Genomic DNA, 22122 nt, shown 5'->3' on the forward strand with positions numbered 1-22122 from the left:
GGAGGGATTTACATATGGCAGAGCGTTTTGTAGGAAAACAAGCTCCACGTTTTGAAATGGAAGCAGTACTTGCTAACAAGGAATTTGGTAAAGTGAGTTTAGAGGAAAACATGAAGAATGACAAATGGACAGTTCTTTTCTTCTATCCAATGGATTTCACATTTGTTTGCCCAACTGAAATTACAGCAATGAGCGATCGTTATGATGAGTTCGAAGATTTAGATGCAGAAATCATTGGTGTATCTACTGATACAATCCATACGCATCTAGCTTGGATCAACACAGACCGTAAAGAAAATGGTCTAGGTGAATTGAAATATCCGCTAGCTGCTGACACAAATCACACAGTATCTAGAGAATACGGCGTTTTAATTGAAGAAGAAGGTATTGCACTTCGCGGTCTATTCATTATCAACCCAGAAGGCGAACTTCAATATCAAACAGTATTCCACAACAATATCGGTCGTGATGTAGATGAGACATTACGTGTTCTTCAAGCATTACAAACTGGTGGACTTTGCCCAGCTAACTGGAAGCCTGGTCAAAAAACACTTTAATTGATAGCTGAAGAAACAGGAGGGTCTAACTGATGTTAGACCTTTTTGTTTCGACACATACAATGGATGGAGGCGCTTCAAAATGAAATTACGTCAACCAATGCCAGAACTAACTGGTGCAAAAGAATGGTTAAATGGAGAAGTAACAAAAGAAGATCTAATTGGTGACAAACCAACATTGATTCATTTCTGGTCAGTCAGCTGTCATCTTTGTAAAGAGGCCATGCCTCAAGTCAATCAATTCCGTGATGAATACAAGGATCAACTAAACGTTGTAGCCGTTCATATGCCGCGTTCAGAGGATGACCTAGATCTAGATAAAATCAAAGAGGTTGCGAAAGAGCATGAAATCACGCAGCCAATTTTTGTGGACAGTGATCATCACTTAACAGAAGCCTTTGAAAATGAATATGTACCAGCATATTATGTATTTGATAAAACAGGTGCTCTGCGCCATTTCCAAGCTGGCGGAAGCGGAATGAAAATGCTTGAGAAACGTGTCAATCGAGTGCTTTCTGAGTCTGAAAAGGCTGCAGAATAGGCTTTCCCCCATAAATGGGGGTTTTTTCATGGACAAAAATAGGCGACCTATTGCACGGAATGGACTTTTTATGTACGTGTCCTTCCTAAGAAAAGAGAAATTGAGGGAGTTTATTAAAAAATATTCCTGAAACAAAAGGGCATTAAGACCTATTTACTTTTTTGTTTTGAAATGAAAATGTAAAGATTTTAACTTTTTACTATTCAGAACGTTTTTGCACAAAAGAAATTTCAGTTTGGTAAATAACGATGTAAATCAAGTAGTATAAGTGTTTATTCAAATTTTTTACAATATTTTAAAGTTTGTCAAAAGCCTTTAGTGGCAATGAAATGGATGCCGATTGTTCCTCTTTGGCAAAATTTTAGTTGAAAATACCTATCTGATAGCAAACTGTAAAATGATAAAAAAATAGTTGATAAAATTAGTTTTCTAATCTAATATTTACTATAGAATATTTTTTATATGATGAGGGGGAAATCCATTGTTTAATGAGAGGGAAGCGTTACGATTACGATTGGAACAACTAAACGAAGCAGAAGTAAAGGTCATCCGTGAATATCAAATTGAGCGAGATGCGATTTATGCAAAATTAAGAGAATTAGACCGTCAAGGAACAGGTCTAGTGTCAGATACAAAAAAAGAAGTGCGTACAGAAAGAAAGACGGATTCGCTGCCTGTATTAGCTGAACTGGCTGCACAAGAAATGAGAAGCTACCAGCCGCCGGCACAATCACAATCAAATCCTGCATCATCTTTAGGAACAGGACAGCTAAACGGTGTACCTGTAGGTATTCCTGAAGGATCTACTAGACGCAGAAGAGGCACAGCCCGCCCTGGTTCAAAGGCAGCTAAGCTTCGTGAAGCTGCGATTAAAACGTTAAAGCGTCATAATGCGGCGATTAAAAGCTCTGAGCTTCAAAAAGAGATTGAAAAAGAGAGCGGTCTTGAAATTCCAAATATGACAACGTTTATGCAAAGCTTAATTAAAATGTATCCTGAAGTGAAAAAGCCATATCGCGGACAGTATATTTTAGAAGGCGACATTCAAACAGAAGACGAATAAATAAAAAGAAACTGCTGACGTAAAAGCCAGCAGTTTTTTATTGCGAGAATTACTTTTTTTGGTCAACTGTATAGACAATTTTTCGTTCCTTTGACAGGTGATCACGCTGTTTTTTGAAGCCATCGATCTTCACTGTCATGACCTCTCCATTTCGCTGCACCGCATCGACTTGTGCCTGGAGTATTTGAACTTGTTCGTTCAGCTTTTTCAAGATGGGTTCGATTTCTTCCGTTGTTTGCAGGAAGCTGTCTCGAGAGAATGGCTGTGAATTTGTTTGAGCTGACTGGTCAATATCAGCAAAATGAGATGCGATCCATTCCTCACTTTCTGCTAACTGCTTTTGATAGCTTGTGAGCGTTTCATAAAAAATCGTTTCCTTTGCTTTTTCAATTTGCAGTAATTTCTCTTGTGTTTCATAAAAACGCTCCTGAAGGTGTCTGACGCCTTCCTGTAATAAATGGAGCTCTGCGTTTTTATCACCCAATGTTTGCTGCAGTTTCTCAATCACAGCGGATAAAGTATTTCCTTTTTTCTCCTCTTTTGCAAGCCGTTGATCTTGATCTTGCATCCGTTCATTTAATTGTTGAGAGATTTCTTTATATTTGATCACTTTTAAATGCAGCCGGTGTTTTTCTTCCGTTTCTTTTCTTCTATGAAAGGTTTCCTTTTGCAGCATTTCATGAAGAAGGACTATTTTATGTAATAATTCAGATTTGCTGTAGGAGAGATCCTGTATTTTTGAGGCTGCATCGTCTTGATCAATGGTCATTTCATCCAATTGTTGTTTTAATAGCGTGTAATCCTTTTTCATCTCATGATATTCTTGAGTTAACTTCTTATTTTTAGAATACGTATATGAGGACTGTAAATCAGAGATCATTTGTTGATATTTGGCTGTTTCAGCTTTTAAGTATAAATTCTCTTGAGATAGGTCATGGAATAGGGGAGAAGCATGGCGCCTGTTCATAGATAGACCCTCCTTATTCATGTTACCAATAAAGTATGCGAAATGAGTGCGATTAGAACAACCATATCCAAGGAGGGTGAGAGAATGGATGTAGTGAATGTCATTTTAGCTGGAGGAGCTTCCAGACGTTTTGGAGAGCCAAAGGCAAGTTATATGTATCAAGGAAAACCACTATATGAGCATGTGAAAAATCAGCTTTTGAAAGGACAGACGGTCATCATCAGCCATCCATCACTTCTGCCCTTTTTTAAAGAAAGAGGTGAACGAAGTGTGTGGTTAGATGATGAACAGGTGCGCGGATGCGGGCCGCTTGCCGGCATGTATACGGCGATGCAAAAGCAAGAAGCAGCATGGTATTTGGTGATGGCATGTGACATGCCCTTCATACGGAGGGAGACCGCCGAAGCATTATCGTCCTATTGCAGCGAGCACGTAGATGCTATCATCCCGCTTGTTCAGGGCAGATTACAGCCTTTATTTGCGCTTTATCACCGCCGCTGTCTGCCGTCCATTGATGCGTGTTTAAAAGAGAATCAATTAGCCATCAAAGAGTTACTTCAAAGGCTTAAGGTGCGCATCGTCCCAGAGGAGGAACTGAACGTAACACCAAATGAATTTCGAAATATCAATAAAAGAAGCGATTTACCTGAAAACGGTATGATATGATACATAAAAATGGTGAGGAGAGAACAGCATTGAATGACCGATATTCAAGACAAATCTTGTTCCCTCCGGTTGGGGAAAAGGGTCAGCGTGCGCTTGCTGACAGTCATGTTCTGATCGTTGGAGCCGGTGCACTTGGAACTGCCTCCGCTGAAGGGCTTGTCCGGTCTGGGATCGGCACGTTGACGATTGTTGATCGTGATTATGTAGAGTTTTCAAATTTACAGCGGCAGCAGCTGTACACAGAACATGATGCAAAGGCACATGTGCCAAAAGCAGCTGCGGCAAAAAAACGTCTCCAAGAGATCAATCATGAAGTGATCATACACGCCCTGATTGAAGATGCAGGCGCGAGGCTGTTAAGACCGTTATTTCAGAGCGCAGATATTGTCATTGATGCGACGGATAATTTTGAGACGAGAATGGTGATGAATGATTTATCGCAGGAAACGAAGACGCCGTGGATATATGGCGCTTGTGTGAGCAGCCAGGGGATGTATATGACCATTTTGCCGGATAAAACGCCGTGTTTATCGTGTGTCTTTACAGAACTGCCTGTTGGCGGCTTGACGTGTGATACAGCGGGGATTATTTCTCCAGCAGTTCAAATGGTTTCTGCTTATCAGCAAACAGAGGCGCTAAAATATTTAACAGGACATGAAGATCAAATCGAACGGAAATTTGTCACATTTGATCTTTGGCAGGCGACATCGTTTAAAATGGATTTGTCTCGTACTAAGCAGAAGAACTGCCCATCCTGCGGTGAAGAAAGAACCTATCCTTATTTACATGAGCAGCGTAAAAAAACGACGATTCTTTGCGGACGGGATACAGTTCAAGTTGTATCTAAAGATTTAGCAAATCTATCATTTCAGCATGTGAAAGAGAGGCTGTCATCTATTTGTGAGGTGGAAGTGAATGACTTCTTAATCCATGTCCGCTATGAATCTTATCGTATTGTCTTTTTCAAAGGTGGACGTGCATTAATCCATGGGACGAATGATGAAAAAGCAGCCAATTCATTACTAGCAAGACTGCTAGGGATATAGGAGTGAAGTGTGATGGAAAGACGTCAGCCAATTCCAGTAGAAGAAGCCATTCAGAAAGTCCATCAATATGAAAAGCATGGAGAAGCAGAATGGGTGCCTTTAAAAAATAGCCTTGAAATGTTCATTGCAGAAGATATTTTAGCAGATCATGATGTTCCTGCATTTGATCGTTCCCCGTATGATGGTTTTGCACTTCGGGCAGAAGATACAAAAGAAGCGTCAAGCGAGCATCCGGTTGAATTTGAGGTCATTGACCATATTGGTGCAGGAATGGTCTCAGCAAAAACCATCGGTCCCTTTCAAGCCATCCGTATCATGACAGGAGCAAAAATCCCGGATGGAGCAAATGTCGTCATCATGCTTGAGCTGACTAAGACCTTCGAAAAAGACGGCAAATCATACATGTCACTTAAAAGACCGCTGAAAAAAGGGGACAATATTTCTCGTCAAGGAGAAGAAGTACTTGAAGGAAATGTGATGGTCAAAAAAGGAACCAAAGTAACTCCGGGCGTTACGGCCCTATTGGCGACATTTGGATATGGTGTAGTGCCAGTTGTCAAAAAGCCAGTGATCGGCATCATCTCAACAGGTACAGAGCTTCTTCAAGTGAGTGATGCGATGGTGGACGGTAAGATTAGAAACAGTAATCTTAGTATGGTTTATGCCCAGATACTTGAGGCCGGGGGAGAGCCGCTTGATTTAGGCGGTGTGTCTGATGATTTTGACAAAAGCTATCATGCCGTCAAAGCAGCCTTAAGCAAGGTAGATTTCTTAATCACAACAGGCGGTGTGTCAGTAGGTGATTTTGACTTTCTCCCTGCGATTTATGAAAAGCTGGGAGCTGAGGTGCTGTTTAATAAAGTGGCCATGAGACCCGGAAGTGTGACGACGGTTGCTGCAATGCCAAATGGTCAACTGCTGTTTGGGCTGTCAGGAAATCCCGCTGCCTGTTTTGTTGGCTTTGAATTATTTGTGAAACCGATGATCTATAAATGGTCTTTGAAGAAGCAGCCGTTTCCTGCTTTTGCTGAGGCGAAGCTGACACACGATTTTCCAAAAGCCAATCCGTTCACTCGATTTGTCAGAGCGGCACTACAATTCACGGGCAGTCAGCTCAGTGTGACCCCAACAGGTCTTGATAAATCAAGTGCCGTGACCTCTATTGCAGATGCTAACTGTTTCATCGTGCTGCCCGGAGGAACAAGAGGTTTTAAGGCCGGTGATCAGGTCCATGTTCTGCTGTTTCAGCACGAAGGAGAGGGTTCCCCATGCTGGATGACACATTAAGCATATTACAGGTGGTCGGTTATCAAAACAGCGGCAAGACTATGTTGATTGAAAAGCTCTGTCAGCTGGCTGTACTTGACGGGCTGAAGCTAGGCTGCTTTAAACACCATGGACATGGCGGTAAACCAGATCGTCTTTTGAAAGAAAAAGACACCGATCGATATGTTCAAGCAGGTGCATTTGCCGCTGGCGTGGAAGGAGAGGGTGAATTTCACTTTTCAATGCAGCACATCACGTTAGAGCAGTTGCTCAACATGTGTCAGCATCTTCCATTAGACGCTGTCTTGATAGAAGGGTATAAACAGGCACCATACCGCAAAATCGTTTGTGTAAAGAATGAAGAGGAGCTCATTGATCTTTCAACTCTTTCCAATATACAAGCAGCTATTTATTTTTCTCAAGAGTTTCAATTAATCGAAAATTACTCGTTTCCAGTGTTTTCAGCCTTTGAAAAGGGCGCAGTCACATTTGGTTTTAACTTATTGAAGGGAGGCGTCTCTGCTTGAGTGAATTTTTTAAAATAACAAAAACGCCGATTGATGTAAACGAATTGATTCAGCATGTGACAAGGCGAAAGGCAGGGGCCATTACGACGTTTATCGGGACGGTCAGAGAGTGGACAAACGGCAAAAAAACATTGCGTTTAACTTATGAAGCATACATACCAATGGCTGAAAGCATGCTAAGTCAAATTGGACAAGAAATCAAGAAACAGTGGCCTGAAACTGAAGCAGCCATTGTGCACCGGATCGGGACACTTGATATAACGGATATTGCTGTTGTGATAGCCGTTTCATCTCCTCATAGGAAGGCTGCATACGAAGCGAACGAATATGCCATTGAGCGAATTAAGGAAATCGTTCCAATTTGGAAAAAAGAATATTGGGAAGACGGGGAAGCCTGGATAGGTGATCAGCTTGAAACGGTTTCATATCCAGAGGGGAAACCTAGCGATCTTCAACTTGCAAAGAAAGAAGGTGATCAGCTTGATTAGTGTATTATTGTTCGCCGGCCTTGCTGAGAAGGCCGGTAAACAACAAATCATCATTCAAAAAGATCAAACAACGGTTGATGAGATTAAATTAGAATTACAGGAGGTATATGGTGTTGATGCTGCACAAAACGTGATGGTTGCAGTCAACGAACTATATACGAGGGAAAACGCTGAAGTGCGTAGCGGGGACACTGTTGCATTCATTCCTCCTGTAAGCGGTGGATAATAGATATTAGAGGATTTGGTTATGGCCAGCGGCTGTAACCAATTTTTTATGTGTGAAAAGATTGTAGAGGTATTTGGGTGTGATCTTCGTAAATAAAACATCCCCTTCGTGCTTTAGAAATGTGAGGGTCGAGCTGCTGGATCAGATCATACAATTCGCTAATTCGTCTCACATTGAAATCTGTCTGGGCTTGAAGCTGTTCTTTTAATTCTTTTGTACTCACAATGCTTCCCTTTTTCTCTTTAATAATATCTACGCATCTAGCAGCGTAGTATATTTTGTCATTAGAGGGTCTACTTTCTTTCATATCAAGTAATTTGAGCTCATGATAAATCAGTTCTCTTTCCTTTCGAAAGTATTGCCATGCTTCTTGTTCCTTTTCATAAAGTAAAATCAATTGTGTTTTCAATTTTTCTCTTAACATTCACTTGACTCCATTTCCACTATCATTTAACCTACCTCTATTTTACATTATATGAAAAAATAACTTTTGATCAAGTAAAAACCTTATATTTTTCATTTTTTAATATGAAAGTATTGATACTAAAGGCTCATTTGTTCTATAAAAGAAACCAATCATAGTCCTATAAAGCCGGGATTTGTCGAAATTACTAGGATTATTTTAACAAAAAATTGTTGTGTCTAACTAAGACCATCCGAATTCAAAGGAAAAGGATATTTATTCCGAAAGACATGTGGTTTTTTGATAAAATGTTTTTAGGTCAGTAAAACCTCTATTTTTTGATATGAATATGGTCTGGTCATGGTGTCATTTGGAGGATGTCATTCGTGATAATAGAATAATAGATGAATTTTTTCCTCAATGAAAATAAGAAAATCAAATCATCCATCACTTATTGGCAATCTTTTGATAAAATAGAAAGAACAAGAGAGAACATGTGCGTTTGCATACTTGCATGACATAGAGAGGAGACATTTGATGAAAGAAAATATGCAAAAGCCCACGATCATTGGAGTGAGCACAAGACCTTCAGAGCACCTGAAAAGAGTATGGGAAAACCCGGTGGTTTGGTAGCCTTTATCCTGTGTGCTTCTTTTAACAGTGATTGTGACTTATTTGTCAGAGCTAGTGAATGAAGGAATGTGGGCAGATTTAAGCTTGCCGGTATCGGTCGTTTATGTGGTGACGCTAATTGGTCTAATTCTCGGACTTGTGATTAATGCTGCTATATATAAGTGCATCGTATTTTTAGCAAAGGGTGATGCATCGTTTCAGCAGCTGTTTTCAGCGGTCCTGTTTATTACACCAGTTACGATCATTGGTACGATTATTTCTCATCTGTCCGTCATCCTGTTCCATGTGCCAAAAAACATCACAATCACCTCATTAAATGCACTCATTCAAACTTCTGGTCCATGGCTCGGTGTGTTTGCTAATATTGATCTCTTTGTGATCTGGAATCTTGTTTTAACAGGCTTTTTATTGATCAAAGTCGGTCATATATCTCCAAGAATATCTTGGATCATGATAGGAGTCTTTTATGTCATTTCTTTCATTCTTCAATATGTAGGAACCGCAATCAACATATCAGTAAGCTGGGGGTAGAATGTCTTTATGAGAAAGAAAATCATCATCGGATCCATTTTTATTATTGTCATCGGTCTATTTATTGGCTTTAACATTGCGAAAAATCAATCAAAGCCTGCTTCGACAGCAGCTATTAAAACAGTAAAACCCACACAAAAAGAAATCACCACTACGGTAATGACGCCAGGGACACTTTCATTCTCTGAAGAGCAGTTCATTTATGCAGAAGAGGAAAAAGGACACTTGAAGGGGATTTCTGTGAAAGAAGGAGAAAAGGTAAAGGCTGGAACGCCGCTTCTTACATATGAAAATAGGGAGCTGGAGCTTGAAGAGCAGCAGCAAGCTCTTGCGGCTGAATCAAGTACGCTAAAACGCGAACAATTACAAAATAGACTGAGCGAATTAGATGAAAAACAAGCAGGCGACTCAGTCGCCCATCCTAAAAACGAGCGAGACCAGCTCGAATTAGAGCTGAAAGCGGCTGAATTAGAACAAAAACAAGCAGAGATCAGCCAAGAAAAAGTAAAAGCACAAATAGAAGATTTAACCGTACATAGTAAAATTGACGGTACAGTGATTTCCATTGAGCAAGAAGAAGGGGCAGGAAAGCCGGAAGAAAGACAGCCGATCATTCATATTGGCAATGAGAAAAAAATGATTGTGCGAGGATTGATTTCTGAGTATGACGCCATAAAAGTGAAAAAGAAACAAAAAGTAAAGGTTACATCTGATGTCATTCGCGGAAAGAGCTGGCAAGGGGTCGTGAAAAAAGTGGGGGCTGTACCTGCACAGGCAGCATCCGAAACAACTGCGGGTGATCAAACGGTACAATATCCTGTTGAAATCGAAATAAAGGGAAAAAAACCTGAAGCGAAACCTGGTTTTAAAATGATCATGGAAATTGAAACAGATAAGCGTCAAGCCCAAACGATTCCTGAATCAGCTGTAAAAAAAGAGGATGATGGACAATACGTTTATGTTGTCAAAAAGAATGTACTTAAAAAAGTAAAAGTGGTGCTAGGGGAAACGTCAGGTAATGACCTTGAAGTGACAAAAGGTGTCAAGGCAGAGGATCAAATCATTGCTCATCCATCAGATGACATGTATGACGGAATGGAAGTGAATGCTGAATGATTCAGCTTTCAAACGTGATAAAAAGCTATGAGGTCGCCCAAGAAACATTTGATGTATTAAGTGAGATCGATCTTGTCATTGAAAAAGGCGAGTATATGTCCATTATGGGCCCGTCAGGCTCTGGAAAATCGACGTTAATGAATATCATTGGCTGTTTAGACCGGCCAACCACAGGACAATATCATTTTCAAGGAAGAGAGCTGTCAGCAGCAAAGGATCAAGACCTCGCAGTGATTCGAAATCAATTCATTGGATTTGTTTTTCAGCAATTTCACCTGCTGCCGAGGTTAAATGCGAGGCGTAATGTTGAGCTTCCGATGATTTACGCTGGTATCAGTCAAAAGGAAAGAAAAGAACGCGCAGAAATGGCACTTGAAAAGGTTGGTTTGTCAGACCGAATGAAACATATGCCAAGTGAGTTGTCGGGAGGGCAAAAGCAAAGAGTGGCAATAGCCCGTGCTATTGTCAATAAGCCGCAGCTTATCTTAGCAGATGAACCGACAGGCGCTCTTGACTCAAAAACAAGCTTCTCAATCATGGAACAGTTTACTAAGCTGAATGAGGAAGGGACAACGATTGTGCTTGTCACCCATGAAGAAGAAATAGCTGCGTATACAAATCGGACGGTCGTTGTAAGAGATGGACGGCTCGTTGAAGATAGATTGACACAAGGGGACGCTATGAATGAAACTCTTTGAAAATATCAAAATAGCGATGAATTCTGTTTTAGCTCATAAATTACGTTCTATTTTAACGATGCTTGGGATTATTATTGGTGTTGGATCAGTCATTGCGGTCGTGGCTATCGGTCAAGGCGGCGAGCAAATGTTAAAAGGGTCGATTTCAGGTCCAAACAATACCATTGATATGACATATACGCCTTCTGACGAAGAGTTAAATGCAAATCCAAACGCTTTATTCGACGCCACATTTACTGAGGAAGACATAAAAAGCGTTAAGACAATCAACGGGGTGAATCAGGTTGCCTCTTCGACTGCACAAGGAATGCAGCTGAGATTTCAAGATACGACAGTGGATGCGACAGTTAACGGTATAAATGAAGGGTATACGAATGTACATTCATTACAAATAGCAGAAGGACAGAATTTAAGAGATATTGACTTTAGAAGCGGCAGAAGAGCCGCTCTCATCTCTGAAGGCTTACAAAAAGAATTATTTAATGGACAGAAGGCATTAGGCGAAATGATTTGGATGAACGGACAGCCTGTTGAAGTCATCGGTGTTTTAGCAAAACAGAAAGGGATGTTTTCATTTGATATGAACGAAATATTTGTCCCGTTTGCTATGCTCACCTCCACATTTGGGATCAATGAATATGATAAGTTGTCAATTCAAGTCGCACATGCTGATCAAATGAAGGAAGTAGGAAAGAATGCGGCTGCATTATTAAATGAAAATCATCATACAGAAGATGCTTATGAAATGATCAATATGGAAGAAATCGCAGAAGGCATTGGTCAAATCACATCTGTTATGACAACAATCATTGGCTCAATAGCTGGGATTTCTTTGCTTGTCGGCGGTATCGGTGTGATGAATATCATGCTTGTTTCTGTGACAGAGAGGACAAGGGAAATCGGTATCCGAAAGGCGATTGGGGCAACAAGGGCTCAAATACTCGTTCAATTTTTAATTGAATCTGTCGTCTTAACATTGATCGGCGGGTTGATGGGGATCGCACTTGGCTTAGGTGGCGCCGCGCTAGTATCACTAGTTGCCGGCTGGCCGTCCTTAGTATCTTGGCAAGTCATCTGTGGCGGTGTGCTGTTTAGTATGCTTATTGGGATTGTTTTTGGGTTAATTCCTGCGAATAAAGCAGCAAGACTAGATCCTATTGATTCTCTTAGATATGAATAATTTGGAGAAGAACAAAAGCATACAAACAGTGTGAATTCGCCTGTAATCCACCATCAAAAGCTTTTATGCACATCGCATAAAAGCTTTTTTTAGTTCCATTGAATGAAATGAAAAATGATAGAAATGCTAAGATCATGACTTTCATCTTAATGTCACATATTTTTCAGTTTACAAATGGTACATATAAAGGTAAGATGACCATGGTGAAAGATTTTGATAGTTATTGAATGTATTTGATTGTTTTGTATTGATAATGTTGAAAAAAGCGATTACAATAAAGGTGCGCGCAAAATGAATACGTTTTCAAAAGGGGGTGTTTTCTTGTTGACACCGGAAAGACATCAACTCATTATCGACTGTTTAGAAGAAAATGATGTCATCAAAATACAGGACTTAACGATTATGACGGATGCGTCTGAATCTACAATTAGAAGAGATCTATCAGCCCTTGAAGAAAAAGGATTTCTTAAAAGAGTCCATGGGGGAGCAGCCAAGATATCAAGTATCCGTCTTGAACCAGATGTATTTGAGAAATCTGCCAAAAACCTTCAAGAAAAGTCATTGGTTGCAGAGGCAGCTGCTTCACTTTTAAAACAAGGCGATTGTATTTATTTAGATGCTGGTACGACCACACAGCAAATGATTGAATATATCGATCCCGATCAAGATATTGTTGTGGTGACAAACGGTGTTATGCACATTGAAGCACTCATGAGAAAAGGCATTTCTTTTTACCTGATAGGCGGATCAGTGAAACATCGAACAGGAGCCATGGTGGGAGCCGCAGCTTTGACAGCGATGGAAAATTACCGTTTTGACAAAAGCTTTGTTGGGACGAACGGCATTCATCCCGAGGCGGGGTTTACAACACCTGATCCAGAGGAAGCGCTCATGAAAAAAAGAGCCATGAAGCAGGCGAAAAAAACCTATATCTTATCAGATGCCTCTAAGTTTGGCGAAATATCGTTTTCAGCCTTTGCTAGTTTACAGGAAGCCACCATTATCACAAACGACGCAAAAGAGGATTCATTCGATAATTACCATGAAAAAACGGTTATAAAGGTAGTGAAAACATGATTTATACAGTTACTTTAAACCCATCAGTTGATTACATCGTACACGTGGAGGATTTCGCAGTCGGCGGTTTGAATCGTTCAACCTATGACAAAAAATATCCAGGTGGAAAAGGGATCAATGTCTCAAGGCTTTTAAAACGTCACGGTGTTGAATCAAAAGCGCTTGGATTCATAGGCGGATTTACAGGAAAATATATTCAAGACTTTTTACAAAACGAACAATTACAAACAGCCTTTCACGAGGTGTCAGAAGATACACGAATTAATGTGAAACTAAAAACAGGTGAAGAAACCGAAATCAACGGACTCGGCCCATCTATTACTGAAGCGCAATTTGAGTCGTTTCTGTCTCAATTTTCTTCATTGACTGAAGGAGATGTCGTTGTCTTAGCTGGCAGCATTCCTTCTTCATTGCCTCATAACACGTATGAACGTATTGCTGAGGTGTGTGAAAAGCAAGGTGTCAGAGTTGTCCTTGATATTTCCGGGGAAGCACTAAAAAAAGCAGCAGGCTTGAAACCGTTCTTAATGAAGCCAAACCATCATGAGCTAGGTGAAATGTTTGAGACGAGCATCTCATCTGCGGAAGAAGCCATTCCTTATGGGAAGAAGCTGTTAGAACAAGGTGCTGAACATGTCATCGTATCAATGGCTGGAGATGGAGCTCTCTTATTCAGTAAGGAAGGGGTTTATCAGTCCAATGTTCCAAAGGGCACGCTTGTTAATTCAGTTGGTGCAGGGGATTCAGTCGTTGCAGGATTTTTAGCCGGCGTTTCGAAAGGCCTTTCGATTGAAGAATCATTTAAGCTTGGCGTCACATCAGGCAGCGCTACAGCATTTTCTGAGGAGCTTGGAACAAAAGAGCTTGTCGACACACTATTACCACAAGTAAAAGTCACACGCATTTAAAGGAGGAGTCATCATGAAAATTACAGAACTACTCACAAAGCAGACAATTAAGCTTCAATTAGACAGCCAGCAGAAAGAAGCAGTCATTGAAGAACTAGTCACTGTTTTAGATACAGCAGGCAAGCTAAATGATAAAGAGGGCTACAAAGAAGCAGTGATCAACCGTGAAAAACAGAGCTCTACTGGTATTGGCGAAGGAATTGCTATCCCTCACGCTAAAACAGCAAGTGTAAAAGAGCCTGCCATTGCATTTGGCCGCTCGACAGCTGGTGTAGATTATGAATCACTGGACGCGCAGCCGAGTCATCTTGTCTTTATGATTGCCGCAACTGAAGGCGCAAACAACACGCACTTAGAAGCACTTTCTCGTTTATCAACACTTCTCATGCGTGAAGAAATCCGAAAGCAGCTTCTTGAAGCGGCTACTGAAGATGAAATCATCGATATCATCAATACGCATGACAAGGACGATGATGAAGAAGAAGAGGAAGTTCAAGAAGAGCCGGCTGTATCAGGTAAACCAGCTAAGATTTTAGCAGTAACAGCTTGCCCAACAGGTATTGCGCATACATTTATGGCAGCAGATGCTTTGAAAGAAAAAGCAAAAGAAATGGGCATTGACATTAAAGTCGAAACAAACGGCTCTGGCGGTATTAAACACGCCCTTACGGCAAAAGAAATCGAAGAAGCACCAGCCATCATTGTGGCAGCGGACAAGCAAGTTGAAATGGAACGCTTTAAAGGCAAACATGTCATTGAAGTACCTGTGACAGCTGGAATCCGCCGTCCTCAGGAATTAATTGAAAAAGCAGTCAATCAAGATGCGCCGATTTATAAAGGCTCAGGCGGCAGTTCTTCAAAAGACGAAAATGAGTCATCTGGCAAAGGTAGAAGTGGTTTCTACAAGCACTTAATGAGTGGTGTAAGCAACATGCTTCCATTTGTTGTCGGGGGCGGTATCCTTGTTGCAATTTCATTTTTCTGGGGAATTAACTCAGCAGATCCTAAGGACCCTTCATTTAATTCATTTGCAGCTGTATTAAAAGGAATTGGCGGAGATAATGCGCTTGCCTTAATCGTTGCTGTTTTAGCCGGATTTATTGCAATGAGTATTGCAGATCGTCCAGGTTTTGCGCCAGGTATGGTCGGTGGATTTATGGCGTCGGCAGCAGGTGCAGGATTCTTAGGCGGACTAATTGCCGGTTTCCTTGCAGGTTATGTCGTTGTGCTACTTAAAAAAGTATTCACATTCGTACCGCAGTCACTCGACGGGATTAAACCGGTTCTGCTGTATCCATTGTTCGGTATTTTCTTCACAGGCATCATCATGCATTACATTGTTAACACACCGGTAAAAATGGTGATGGATGGATTAACTCACTGGCTTGAAACTTTAGGTACTGGAAACCTTGTCTTAATGGGCATTATTTTGGCAGGTATGATGGCGATTGATATGGGGGGCCCAATTAACAAAGCGGCTTACACATTCGGTCTTGCGATGATTGCTGCTGGAAACTATGCACCGCATGCTGCCATTATGGCAGGCGGAATGGTACCACCATTAGGTATTGCACTTGCTACAACAATCTTTAGAAATAAATTCTCAAAACGTGACCGAGAAGCAGGGATTACATGCTACTTCATGGGAGCTGCCTTCATCACTGAAGGGGCGATCCCGTTTGCAGCGGCTGACCCTCTGCGCGTAATTCCTTCAGCTGTTATTGGAGCAGCAGTGGCTGGCGGATTAACGGAATTCTTTAGAGTCACGCTTCCTGCGCCGCACGGCGGACTATTCGTTTTCTGGGTAACAAATCATCCGGTTCTTTATATCATCAGCATCTTAATCGGTGCCGTTGTAACAGCGATTTTACTGGGTATTTTGAAAAAACCAGTCAAACTAGAAGCGTAATTCAGAAGAGAAGCATCGTGAAGAGCGGTGCTTCTTTTTGTTTAATCATGAACAAATTAGGAAAAAATATCTAATTGAATGGTTGTCTTGTGAATTTTTAAATGACATGTGATAAAGTAAAGTTATTCAATTCACGTTTCAAGTCTTTTAGCAGAAAGTCTTAGGAGGAAGCAGTATTTTGAACGAAGAAAACAAACAAAACGAAAATGATATTCAATCTGATGCAAAGCAAGACAAAACAGAGAAGAAAAGTTCACTGTTTGAATGGATCAAAGCCATTTTAATTGCACTTGCGCTCGTCCTGCTCATCCGTACGTTTATATTTGAGCCGTATGTGGTGGAAGGAGAGTCAATGGAACCGACTCTTCATGATGGGGAAAAGCTGTTTGTCAACAAAACCATTAACTATCTAGGTGGTGTCAAACGAGGTGACATCGTGATTATTAATGGAAAAGATGGCCAGAAGATTCATTATGTAAAACGATTGATCGGCCTTCCGGGAGACACGATTGAAATGAAGGATGATACGCTTTACATTAATGGTAAAAAAGTTGATGAGCCTTATTTAAAAGAGAACAAGGCACATGCGAAAGAGTATGAAGTGCATTTAACAGGGGATTTTGGTCCAGTGAAAGTACCGAAAAACGATTACTTTGTGATGGGGGACAACAGACTCAATTCCATGGACAGCAGAAATGGACTTGGACTCATTGAAAAGGATCGGGTTGTCGGGACATCAGAATTTGTTTTCTTCCCATTTGGCGACATTCGGCAAACAAAATAAAAGCACCCTTCTCAGGTGTGTGAGAAAAGTGCTTGAATGGACGACCCTTTAAAAGAAGGGTTGTTTTAATTTGGCGTGAGCACCGTAACAATGATCACAATCGCCAACACAGAAGCGAAGACAGACCCAGTAATGGCTAAAACGGACCGAAACAATCCGACCTTTTGATTTTCTTTCCCTCGCTTTTGTAAAAAGCGTTTCGAAAAGATGTGTACCAGTGTGTAAATAAGCACAAGCCCAATATAAAGGCCAAAATCCCTTGCATTAAAGCCTGTTGCAGATAAATAAATACCCATAAAGAAAATCAATAAACAGTATTCCATAAGTGTAAGTAATCTCAAATCGCACGAACTCCTTCAATAAATCATTCCCATTTATTATACCATAATGGACAAATTGCCTTCGTTCTTAGCGAGAGACGTTTCTATCAAACGTTATTCATGTTATACTTCATAATGATGAATGAGTGATGGAGGATTAATAAATGATTGCAGTAAATAATGTTAGTTTGCGTTTTGCTGATCGTAAACTATTTGAAGAAGTAAATATTAAATTCACTCCTGGCAACTGCTACGGTCTAATTGGTGCCAATGGAGCTGGTAAATCAACGTTTCTAAAGATTCTTTCAGGTGAAATTGAAGCTCAGACGGGCGATGTTCATATGAGCCCTGGTGAGCGTTTAGCGATTTTAAAACAGAACCATTTTGAATACGAAGAATTTGAAGTATTAAAAGTCGTCATGATGGGTCATAAACGTCTATATGATGTGATGCAGGAGAAAGATGCGATCTATATGAAACCTGATTTCTCAGATGAAGACGGGATTCGTGCAGCAGAGCTTGAAGGTGAGTTCGCTGAGTTAAACGGCTGGGAAGCAGAAAGTGAAGCAGCGATCTTATTAAAAGGTCTTGGCATTCCAGAGAGCCTTCAATCGAAGAAAATGTCTGAGCTTGGTGGTTCTGAAAAGGTAAAAGTACTACTAGCCCAAGCTTTATTTGGTAAGCCTGACGTTCTTCTTCTTGATGAGCCAACGAACCACTTGGACTTACAAGCAATCCAGTGGCTGGAAGAGTTCCTCATTAATTTTGAAAATACCGTGATTGTCGTTTCGCATGACCGTCATTTCTTAAACAAAGTATGTACACATATTGCGGACCTAGACTTTGGAAAAATTCAAGTATATGTCGGTAACTATGATTTCTGGTATGAGTCCAGCCAGCTAGCGCTGAAGCTCAGCCAAGATGCGAATAAGAAAAAAGAAGAACAAATTAAGCAGCTTCAAGAGTTCGTTGCCCGGTTCAGTGCGAACGCTTCTAAATCGAAGCAAGCGACCTCAAGAAAGAAATTGCTTGATAAAATCTCTTTAGATGACATTAAGCCATCTTCACGTAAATATCCGTACGTTCATTTTGCGCCAGAGCGCGAAATTGGAAATGATGTCCTTCAAGTAGAAGGTCTATCGAAAACAATTGATGGTGTGAAAGTACTTGATAACGTCAGCTTTATCATGAATCGCGAGGATAAAATTGCGTTCTTAAGCCGTAATGAGCTTGCTGTATCCACTTTATTTAAAATTCTTGCTGGTGAGATGGAGCCAGACAGCGGGACGTTTAAATGGGGCGTTACAACATCTCAAGCCTTTTTCCCGAAAGACAATAGTGAATACTTTGAAGGAAACGATGTCGATCTAGTGGATTGGCTTCGTCAATATTCTCCTAATGATCAAAGTGAAAGCTTCTTACGCGGGTTCTTAGGACGTATGCTTTTCTCTGGGGAAGAAGTAAAGAAAAAAGCAAGCGTCTTATCAGGAGGAGAGAAGGTTCGTTGTATGTTATCGAAAATGATGCTGTCAGGAGCGAATGTTCTGCTGCTGGATGAGCCGACGAACCACTTGGATCTAGAATCCATTACAGCGCTGAATAACGGTTTAATGAGCTTTAAAGGAGCTATGCTCTTCTCATCTCATGACCATCAGTTTGTTGAAACAGTGGCAAACCGTATCATCGAAGTGACGCCAAATGGCATCGTCGATAAACAAACAACATATGATGAGTTCTTATCAGATCAAGACATTCAAAAGAGACTCGATGAGCTTTATGCATAAATAAGCAAAGACATCCAAAAGTGGATGTCTCAGCGTGTAGACAAACCCTCGCATTCGTTGTCAGTCCTGCGTGCCGGTGCTCACGAATGTCAAATTCGCTCCGCTCCGGTACTCGTCCTTCCTAGACTGCAAAGGTTTTCTATCACGCTGAAAAGAAGACAAAAGGCTAAAATGAAGATCATTTTAGCCCTTTGTCAACAATCTGAGACATCCATAAGTGGATGTCTTTTTTTCGATTAAATCGCCCAGTTTCCATTACGGAAGATCGGTTCGCGTTTCCCGTCTTTTGTAATCCCGTCAATATTCATTTCCTTTGAACCAATCATGAAATCGACGTGTGTAATACTGTTGTTCACACCAGCTGCATCCAATTCTTCACGATTCATCTCTTTTCCGCCTTCGATATTGAACGCATACCCGCTGCCGATGGCAAGGTGGTTCGATGCATTTTCATCATAAAGGGTATTGTAATAGAGAATATTCGAGTTTGAGATTGGTGAATCGTCTGGTACGAGAGCAACCTCACCTAGATAATGGGAGCCTTCATCTGTTTCAACGAGCGAAGTTAAAATGTCTTCGCCTTCCTTCGCTTTCACAATGACAATCCGACCATTTTCAAATATTAATGTAAATTCATCAATGATATTTCCTGCATAACTGAGCGGTTTTGTGCTTGAGACAGTCCCATTTACACCGTCTTTTTTAGGTACGGTAAATACTTCTTCTGTCGGCATGTTGGCCATGAAAGAGACGCCGCGCTCACTCACGCTGCCGGCACCTACCCAAATGTGCTGCTCTGGGAGCTCAATCGTTAAATCTGTGCCAGGAGCATCATAATGAAGCTTGTGGTAGTGGCGCTCATTTAGTATTTTGACCTTTTCATTTAGTGACTCATCGTGCTTTTTCCAAGCCTCAACAGGATCTGCTTGATCAGCGCGTGCGACTTTAAAGATTTGATCCCATAATAAAGCGACAGCTTCTTCATCTGTATGGTCAGGGAAAATCTTTTTTGCCCATTCTTTTGATGCAGCGCCTACGACCGTCCAAGCAACTTTGTCTGATTGAACGTATTGGCGATATGTATGAAGGGCTGATCCAGCGGCCTTTTGCTGTGCAGCGATTTTTTTCGAATCAATGCCTCGCAGAAGGTCAGGGCTTTCTGACAAGATCGTGATAAAAGCGCCGCCGCGTTTTGCGATGGTTTCCATCATCTGTGCTTCCCATTCTGGGAATTGGTCAAACACATCCTGCGGTGCATGTTCATATTTTAAACGGGCAAGAACACCATCACTCCAGCGGATATGTACGTTTTTCGCCCCGCGCTCATACGCATGTTTCGCGACAAGACGAACAAGGTCTGCAGATTCAGTAGATGCAGATACGACGACTTCTTGTCCTTTTTGAACATTCACACCGACTTCAACAATGGTCTTAGCATATTGATCTAGTTGTTTTTCAAATGAACTCATAAAAACCCTCCTTTAGTCATGTTCATCATATCAGATTTAAGACCGAAAAGGAAAATGGGGAGCATGCTTAAAGCCAAAATAAAAAAGCCGCTTTCGTGCGGCTTTTTTAGCGGTTCAGTTGTTTCACAGGCTGTGCATTAGAAGGGGGCATATGTGAAAACGACAGGCTCATTCCTCCTAAAATAATACCCGTTAAAATAACTGTGACAACGACCCGTTTACCTAAATCAAGCAACATGTTCTTCCTCCTTCATGTTTATCCATTTCTCACGATATGATCGAAATGATAAAAAAAGAAGTAGAACAAGAAGATTATTTTAATGTTTTTTGCAATTTATGAATGACTTCTAGTGAACGACCTGTTCCGATCGCGACAGATTCAAGTGGATTTGCTGCAATATGGACTGGAACGACAATCTCCTGTGAGAGCCATTCTTGAATCCCATTTAACAAAGCGCCGCCGCCAGTTAAGATCACGCCGCGGTCTACAATGTCACCACTAAGCTCTGGAGGGCTGTCCTCTAATGTGGCACGAATCGCCTCTAAAATATGAAGAAGTGATTCTCGCATGGCACCTTGAATTTCATGAGATTCAAGTGTGATCGTTTTTGGAAGACCTGTCACCAGATCCCGTCCACGTACTTCTAATGATTCCGGCTCATGCTCAATGAGACCATAACCAATTTCCATTTTAACCTGCTCGGCTGTCCGCTCGCCGATTAATAGATTATATTTCTTTCGGACAAACGTAATGATATCTTCATCCAGCTGATCTCCGCCAATTCGAATGGAATGACAAGAGACAACGCCGCCAAACGAAATAATTGCAACTTCCGTTGTTCCTCCGCCAATATCGACCACGACGTTTGCAACAGGCTCATCTACCGGGAGATCAGCGCCGATTGCGGCTGCAACAGGTTCTTCTATTAAATGCACGTGCTTTGCTCCGCAGTTTTTCACAGCATCGCTGATGGCACGGCGTTCAACAGCTGTTGAACCAGAAGGTGTACATACCACGACCGTTGGTTTTCTGAAGGTAAACCCGATATTTTTCCCTGCTTTTTTCATGATTTGTTTGAGTAAATCTGTTGTCATATCATAATCAGCGATGACACCGTCTTTCATCGGACGGATCGCCACAATTTTACCAGGTGTTTTCCCAATCATTTCTTTTGCTTCTGCTCCGACTGCAAGTACAGTTTTTGTTTCTGTATCGACTGCCACGACGGACGGTTCATTTAAAATAATTCCCTTATTTTTACTATAAACCAATATGTTAGCTGTTCCTAAATCAATTCCAATTTCGGCATTTTGAAACATGTTTTCACCCAATCTCTATTTTTGCTGTTTTAAACAATTTTACATTTAAAAGTTCAGAGGGTTGATGTCATTTGTGGGGGTTTGTGATGACCTTGAAATGAACTTGTAAAATTCAAGTATCATTTTGACAATCACAATAAATTTTCCCTTTGTTTTTTCTTTTATGAAAAAAATTTTTATAGAGGAGAAACCTTTTGAGAATCTCTTACGTCTACGATATATCAATTGGTGCAAAACAGATTGATCTTGAGCTAATGAAAGAAAGAGGGAACGAAATTGAAATCTATCGGAGTCGTAAGAAAAGTAGACGAACTAGGGCGTATTGTGATGCCAATCGAATTAAGAAGAGCACTTGATATTGCTATTAAAGACAGTATGGAATTTTTTATAGATGGGGAGAAAATCGTCTTGAAAAAATACCAGCCAGAGGGCGTTTGCCTCATGACTGGTGAGATTACATCGGAGAACCATGATTATGGAAATGGTCAAATTACATTAAGCGCTGAAGGCGCAGAACTACTGTTAAAAGAGCTGCAAGAAGCTCTTCAGCAGTAATTAAAATAGCCTGCTCTCTTCCTTTGTGCTGAGAACAGGCTTTTTTTCTGAAAAAGTTCCTTAAAAATGCCCCATCTCCCTCAAAAAA

25 protein-coding genes are annotated in these 22122 nt (G+C 41.0%); 19 read left to right on the forward strand and 6 right to left on the reverse strand.

From position 1 onward, the window contains the following. Nucleotides 1-14: 14 nt before the first annotated feature. The 3 genes from ahpA to C6Y02_RS04870 all read left to right on the forward strand — a co-directional run bounded on the left by ahpA (nt 15) and on the right by C6Y02_RS04870 (nt 2161). On the forward strand, nt 15-557 hold the full coding sequence (gene ahpA, locus C6Y02_RS04860; RefSeq protein WP_034662744.1) for a biofilm-specific peroxidase AhpA: 543 nt from the start codon (nt 15-17) through the stop codon (nt 555-557). Between the two features lie 82 nt (nt 558-639). Then, complete coding sequence (locus C6Y02_RS04865; protein ID WP_034662741.1) at nt 640-1098, forward strand: TlpA family protein disulfide reductase; 459 nt, start codon at nt 640-642, stop codon at nt 1096-1098. A 481-nt stretch (nt 1099-1579) separates the two neighbouring features. Beyond that, nucleotides 1580-2161, forward strand: a complete 582-nt coding sequence (locus C6Y02_RS04870) for a Rok-like winged helix domain-containing protein (protein WP_034662739.1) — start codon at nt 1580-1582, stop codon at nt 2159-2161. Between the two features lie 49 nt (nt 2162-2210). On the opposite strand, the gene C6Y02_RS04875 is transcribed toward C6Y02_RS04870, so the two are convergent. Next, nucleotides 2211-3128, reverse strand: a complete 918-nt coding sequence (locus C6Y02_RS04875; protein ID WP_066031766.1) for a coiled-coil domain-containing protein — start codon at nt 3126-3128, stop codon at nt 2211-2213. Nucleotides 3129-3212: 84 nt separating this feature from the next. Between C6Y02_RS04875 and C6Y02_RS04880 the strand changes: the two genes are divergently transcribed. The 6 genes from C6Y02_RS04880 to moaD are packed head-to-tail and all read left to right on the forward strand — an operon-like array spanning nt 3213 to nt 7347. After that, entirely contained in the window at nt 3213-3794 is a 582-nt protein-coding gene (locus C6Y02_RS04880) for a molybdenum cofactor guanylyltransferase (protein ID WP_060596148.1), read from the forward strand. A gap of 29 nt (nt 3795-3823) precedes the next feature. Next, complete coding sequence (locus C6Y02_RS04885) at nt 3824-4840, forward strand: thiazole biosynthesis adenylyltransferase ThiF (RefSeq protein ID WP_106030779.1); 1017 nt, start codon at nt 3824-3826, stop codon at nt 4838-4840. A gap of 9 nt (nt 4841-4849) precedes the next feature. Further along, a complete protein-coding gene (locus tag C6Y02_RS04890) occupies nt 4850-6127 on the forward strand; it encodes a molybdopterin molybdotransferase MoeA (protein WP_223253258.1) in 1278 nt (425 codons plus the stop codon). Then, complete coding sequence (mobB, locus tag C6Y02_RS04895; RefSeq protein ID WP_034662725.1) at nt 6109-6633, forward strand: molybdopterin-guanine dinucleotide biosynthesis protein B; 525 nt, start codon at nt 6109-6111, stop codon at nt 6631-6633. Before C6Y02_RS04890 ends, mobB begins: the two co-directional genes overlap by 19 nt. Beyond that, the gene (locus C6Y02_RS04900) at nt 6630-7121 is read left to right on the forward strand and encodes a molybdenum cofactor biosynthesis protein MoaE (protein WP_060596151.1); all 492 of its coding nucleotides are present in this window, start codon (nt 6630-6632) and stop codon (nt 7119-7121) included. The genes mobB and C6Y02_RS04900 overlap by 4 nt, the downstream gene beginning before the upstream one ends. Then, a complete protein-coding gene (gene moaD / locus C6Y02_RS04905) occupies nt 7114-7347 on the forward strand; it encodes a molybdopterin converting factor subunit 1 (RefSeq protein ID WP_060596152.1) in 234 nt (77 codons plus the stop codon). The genes C6Y02_RS04900 and moaD overlap by 8 nt, the downstream gene beginning before the upstream one ends. Before the next feature lie 46 nt (nt 7348-7393). On the opposite strand, the gene C6Y02_RS04910 is transcribed toward moaD, so the two are convergent. Beyond that, nucleotides 7394-7771 (reverse strand): Rok-like winged helix domain-containing protein, encoded by a 378-nt coding sequence (locus tag C6Y02_RS04910; RefSeq protein WP_003211488.1) that lies wholly within the window; start codon nt 7769-7771, stop codon nt 7394-7396. A 624-nt stretch (nt 7772-8395) separates the two neighbouring features. On the opposite strand from C6Y02_RS04910, the gene C6Y02_RS04915 reads away from it, so the two are divergent. From C6Y02_RS04915 to lepB, 8 genes are all read left to right on the forward strand, one after another. Continuing rightward, nucleotides 8396-8914: a YIP1 family protein gene (locus C6Y02_RS04915; protein WP_223256502.1), complete on the forward strand. Its 519-nt coding sequence runs from the start codon at nt 8396-8398 to the stop codon at nt 8912-8914. A 9-nt stretch (nt 8915-8923) separates the two neighbouring features. Continuing rightward, nucleotides 8924-10030, forward strand: a complete 1107-nt coding sequence (locus C6Y02_RS04920; protein ID WP_034662712.1) for an efflux RND transporter periplasmic adaptor subunit — start codon at nt 8924-8926, stop codon at nt 10028-10030. Continuing rightward, on the forward strand, nt 10027-10728 hold the full coding sequence (locus C6Y02_RS04925; protein ID WP_106030781.1) for an ABC transporter ATP-binding protein: 702 nt from the start codon (nt 10027-10029) through the stop codon (nt 10726-10728). Before C6Y02_RS04920 ends, C6Y02_RS04925 begins: the two co-directional genes overlap by 4 nt. Beyond that, nucleotides 10715-11908: an ABC transporter permease gene (locus C6Y02_RS04930; RefSeq protein WP_106030782.1), complete on the forward strand. Its 1194-nt coding sequence runs from the start codon at nt 10715-10717 to the stop codon at nt 11906-11908. The genes C6Y02_RS04925 and C6Y02_RS04930 overlap by 14 nt, the downstream gene beginning before the upstream one ends. A 321-nt stretch (nt 11909-12229) precedes the next feature. Next, nucleotides 12230-12985: a DeoR/GlpR family DNA-binding transcription regulator gene (locus C6Y02_RS04935; protein WP_034662703.1), complete on the forward strand. Its 756-nt coding sequence runs from the start codon at nt 12230-12232 to the stop codon at nt 12983-12985. Continuing rightward, complete coding sequence (gene pfkB, locus C6Y02_RS04940) at nt 12982-13893, forward strand: 1-phosphofructokinase (protein WP_060596156.1); 912 nt, start codon at nt 12982-12984, stop codon at nt 13891-13893. The genes C6Y02_RS04935 and pfkB overlap by 4 nt, the downstream gene beginning before the upstream one ends. 13 nt (nt 13894-13906) lie before the next feature. Continuing rightward, nucleotides 13907-15802 (forward strand): PTS fructose transporter subunit IIABC, encoded by a 1896-nt coding sequence (locus C6Y02_RS04945; RefSeq protein ID WP_095285096.1) that lies wholly within the window; start codon nt 13907-13909, stop codon nt 15800-15802. Between the two features lie 211 nt (nt 15803-16013). Beyond that, nucleotides 16014-16586, forward strand: coding sequence for a signal peptidase I (lepB, locus tag C6Y02_RS04950; RefSeq protein WP_034663870.1), 573 nt, complete (start codon nt 16014-16016; stop codon nt 16584-16586). Between the two features lie 65 nt (nt 16587-16651). Here the strand turns inward: lepB and C6Y02_RS04955 are convergent, their stop codons facing one another. Further along, complete coding sequence (locus C6Y02_RS04955) at nt 16652-16927, reverse strand: hypothetical protein (protein ID WP_060596158.1); 276 nt, start codon at nt 16925-16927, stop codon at nt 16652-16654. 143 nt (nt 16928-17070) lie between these two features. Here C6Y02_RS04955 and C6Y02_RS04960 point away from each other — a divergent pair, with 143 nt between their 5' ends. After that, nucleotides 17071-18690, forward strand: a complete 1620-nt coding sequence (locus C6Y02_RS04960; protein WP_034662692.1) for an ABC-F family ATP-binding cassette domain-containing protein — start codon at nt 17071-17073, stop codon at nt 18688-18690. Between the two features lie 236 nt (nt 18691-18926). On the opposite strand, the gene C6Y02_RS04965 is transcribed toward C6Y02_RS04960, so the two are convergent. The 3 genes from C6Y02_RS04965 to mreBH all read right to left on the reverse strand — a co-directional run bounded on the left by C6Y02_RS04965 (nt 18927) and on the right by mreBH (nt 21479). Then, nucleotides 18927-20159: an aminopeptidase gene (locus C6Y02_RS04965; RefSeq protein ID WP_106030783.1), complete on the reverse strand. Its 1233-nt coding sequence runs from the start codon at nt 20157-20159 to the stop codon at nt 18927-18929. A 106-nt stretch (nt 20160-20265) separates the two neighbouring features. Beyond that, nucleotides 20266-20397, reverse strand: a complete 132-nt coding sequence (locus C6Y02_RS19300; protein ID WP_003210922.1) for a protein YkpC — start codon at nt 20395-20397, stop codon at nt 20266-20268. Between the two features lie 74 nt (nt 20398-20471). Further along, nucleotides 20472-21479 carry a rod-share determining protein MreBH gene (mreBH, locus tag C6Y02_RS04970; protein WP_060596160.1) on the reverse strand — a complete coding sequence of 336 codons (1008 nt, stop codon included), beginning with the start codon at nt 21477-21479 and terminating at the stop codon, nt 20472-20474. Nucleotides 21480-21755: 276 nt separating this feature from the next. On the opposite strand from mreBH, the gene abhA reads away from it, so the two are divergent. Then, nucleotides 21756-22034 (forward strand): transcriptional regulator AbhA, encoded by a 279-nt coding sequence (gene abhA, locus C6Y02_RS04975; RefSeq protein WP_034662686.1) that lies wholly within the window; start codon nt 21756-21758, stop codon nt 22032-22034. Nucleotides 22035-22122: the final 88 nt, after the last annotated feature.

Origin of the sequence: Bacillus sp. NMCC4 (genome assembly GCF_002998555.1) — a bacterium.
Classification (GTDB): domain Bacteria; phylum Bacillota; class Bacilli; order Bacillales; family Bacillaceae; genus Bacillus.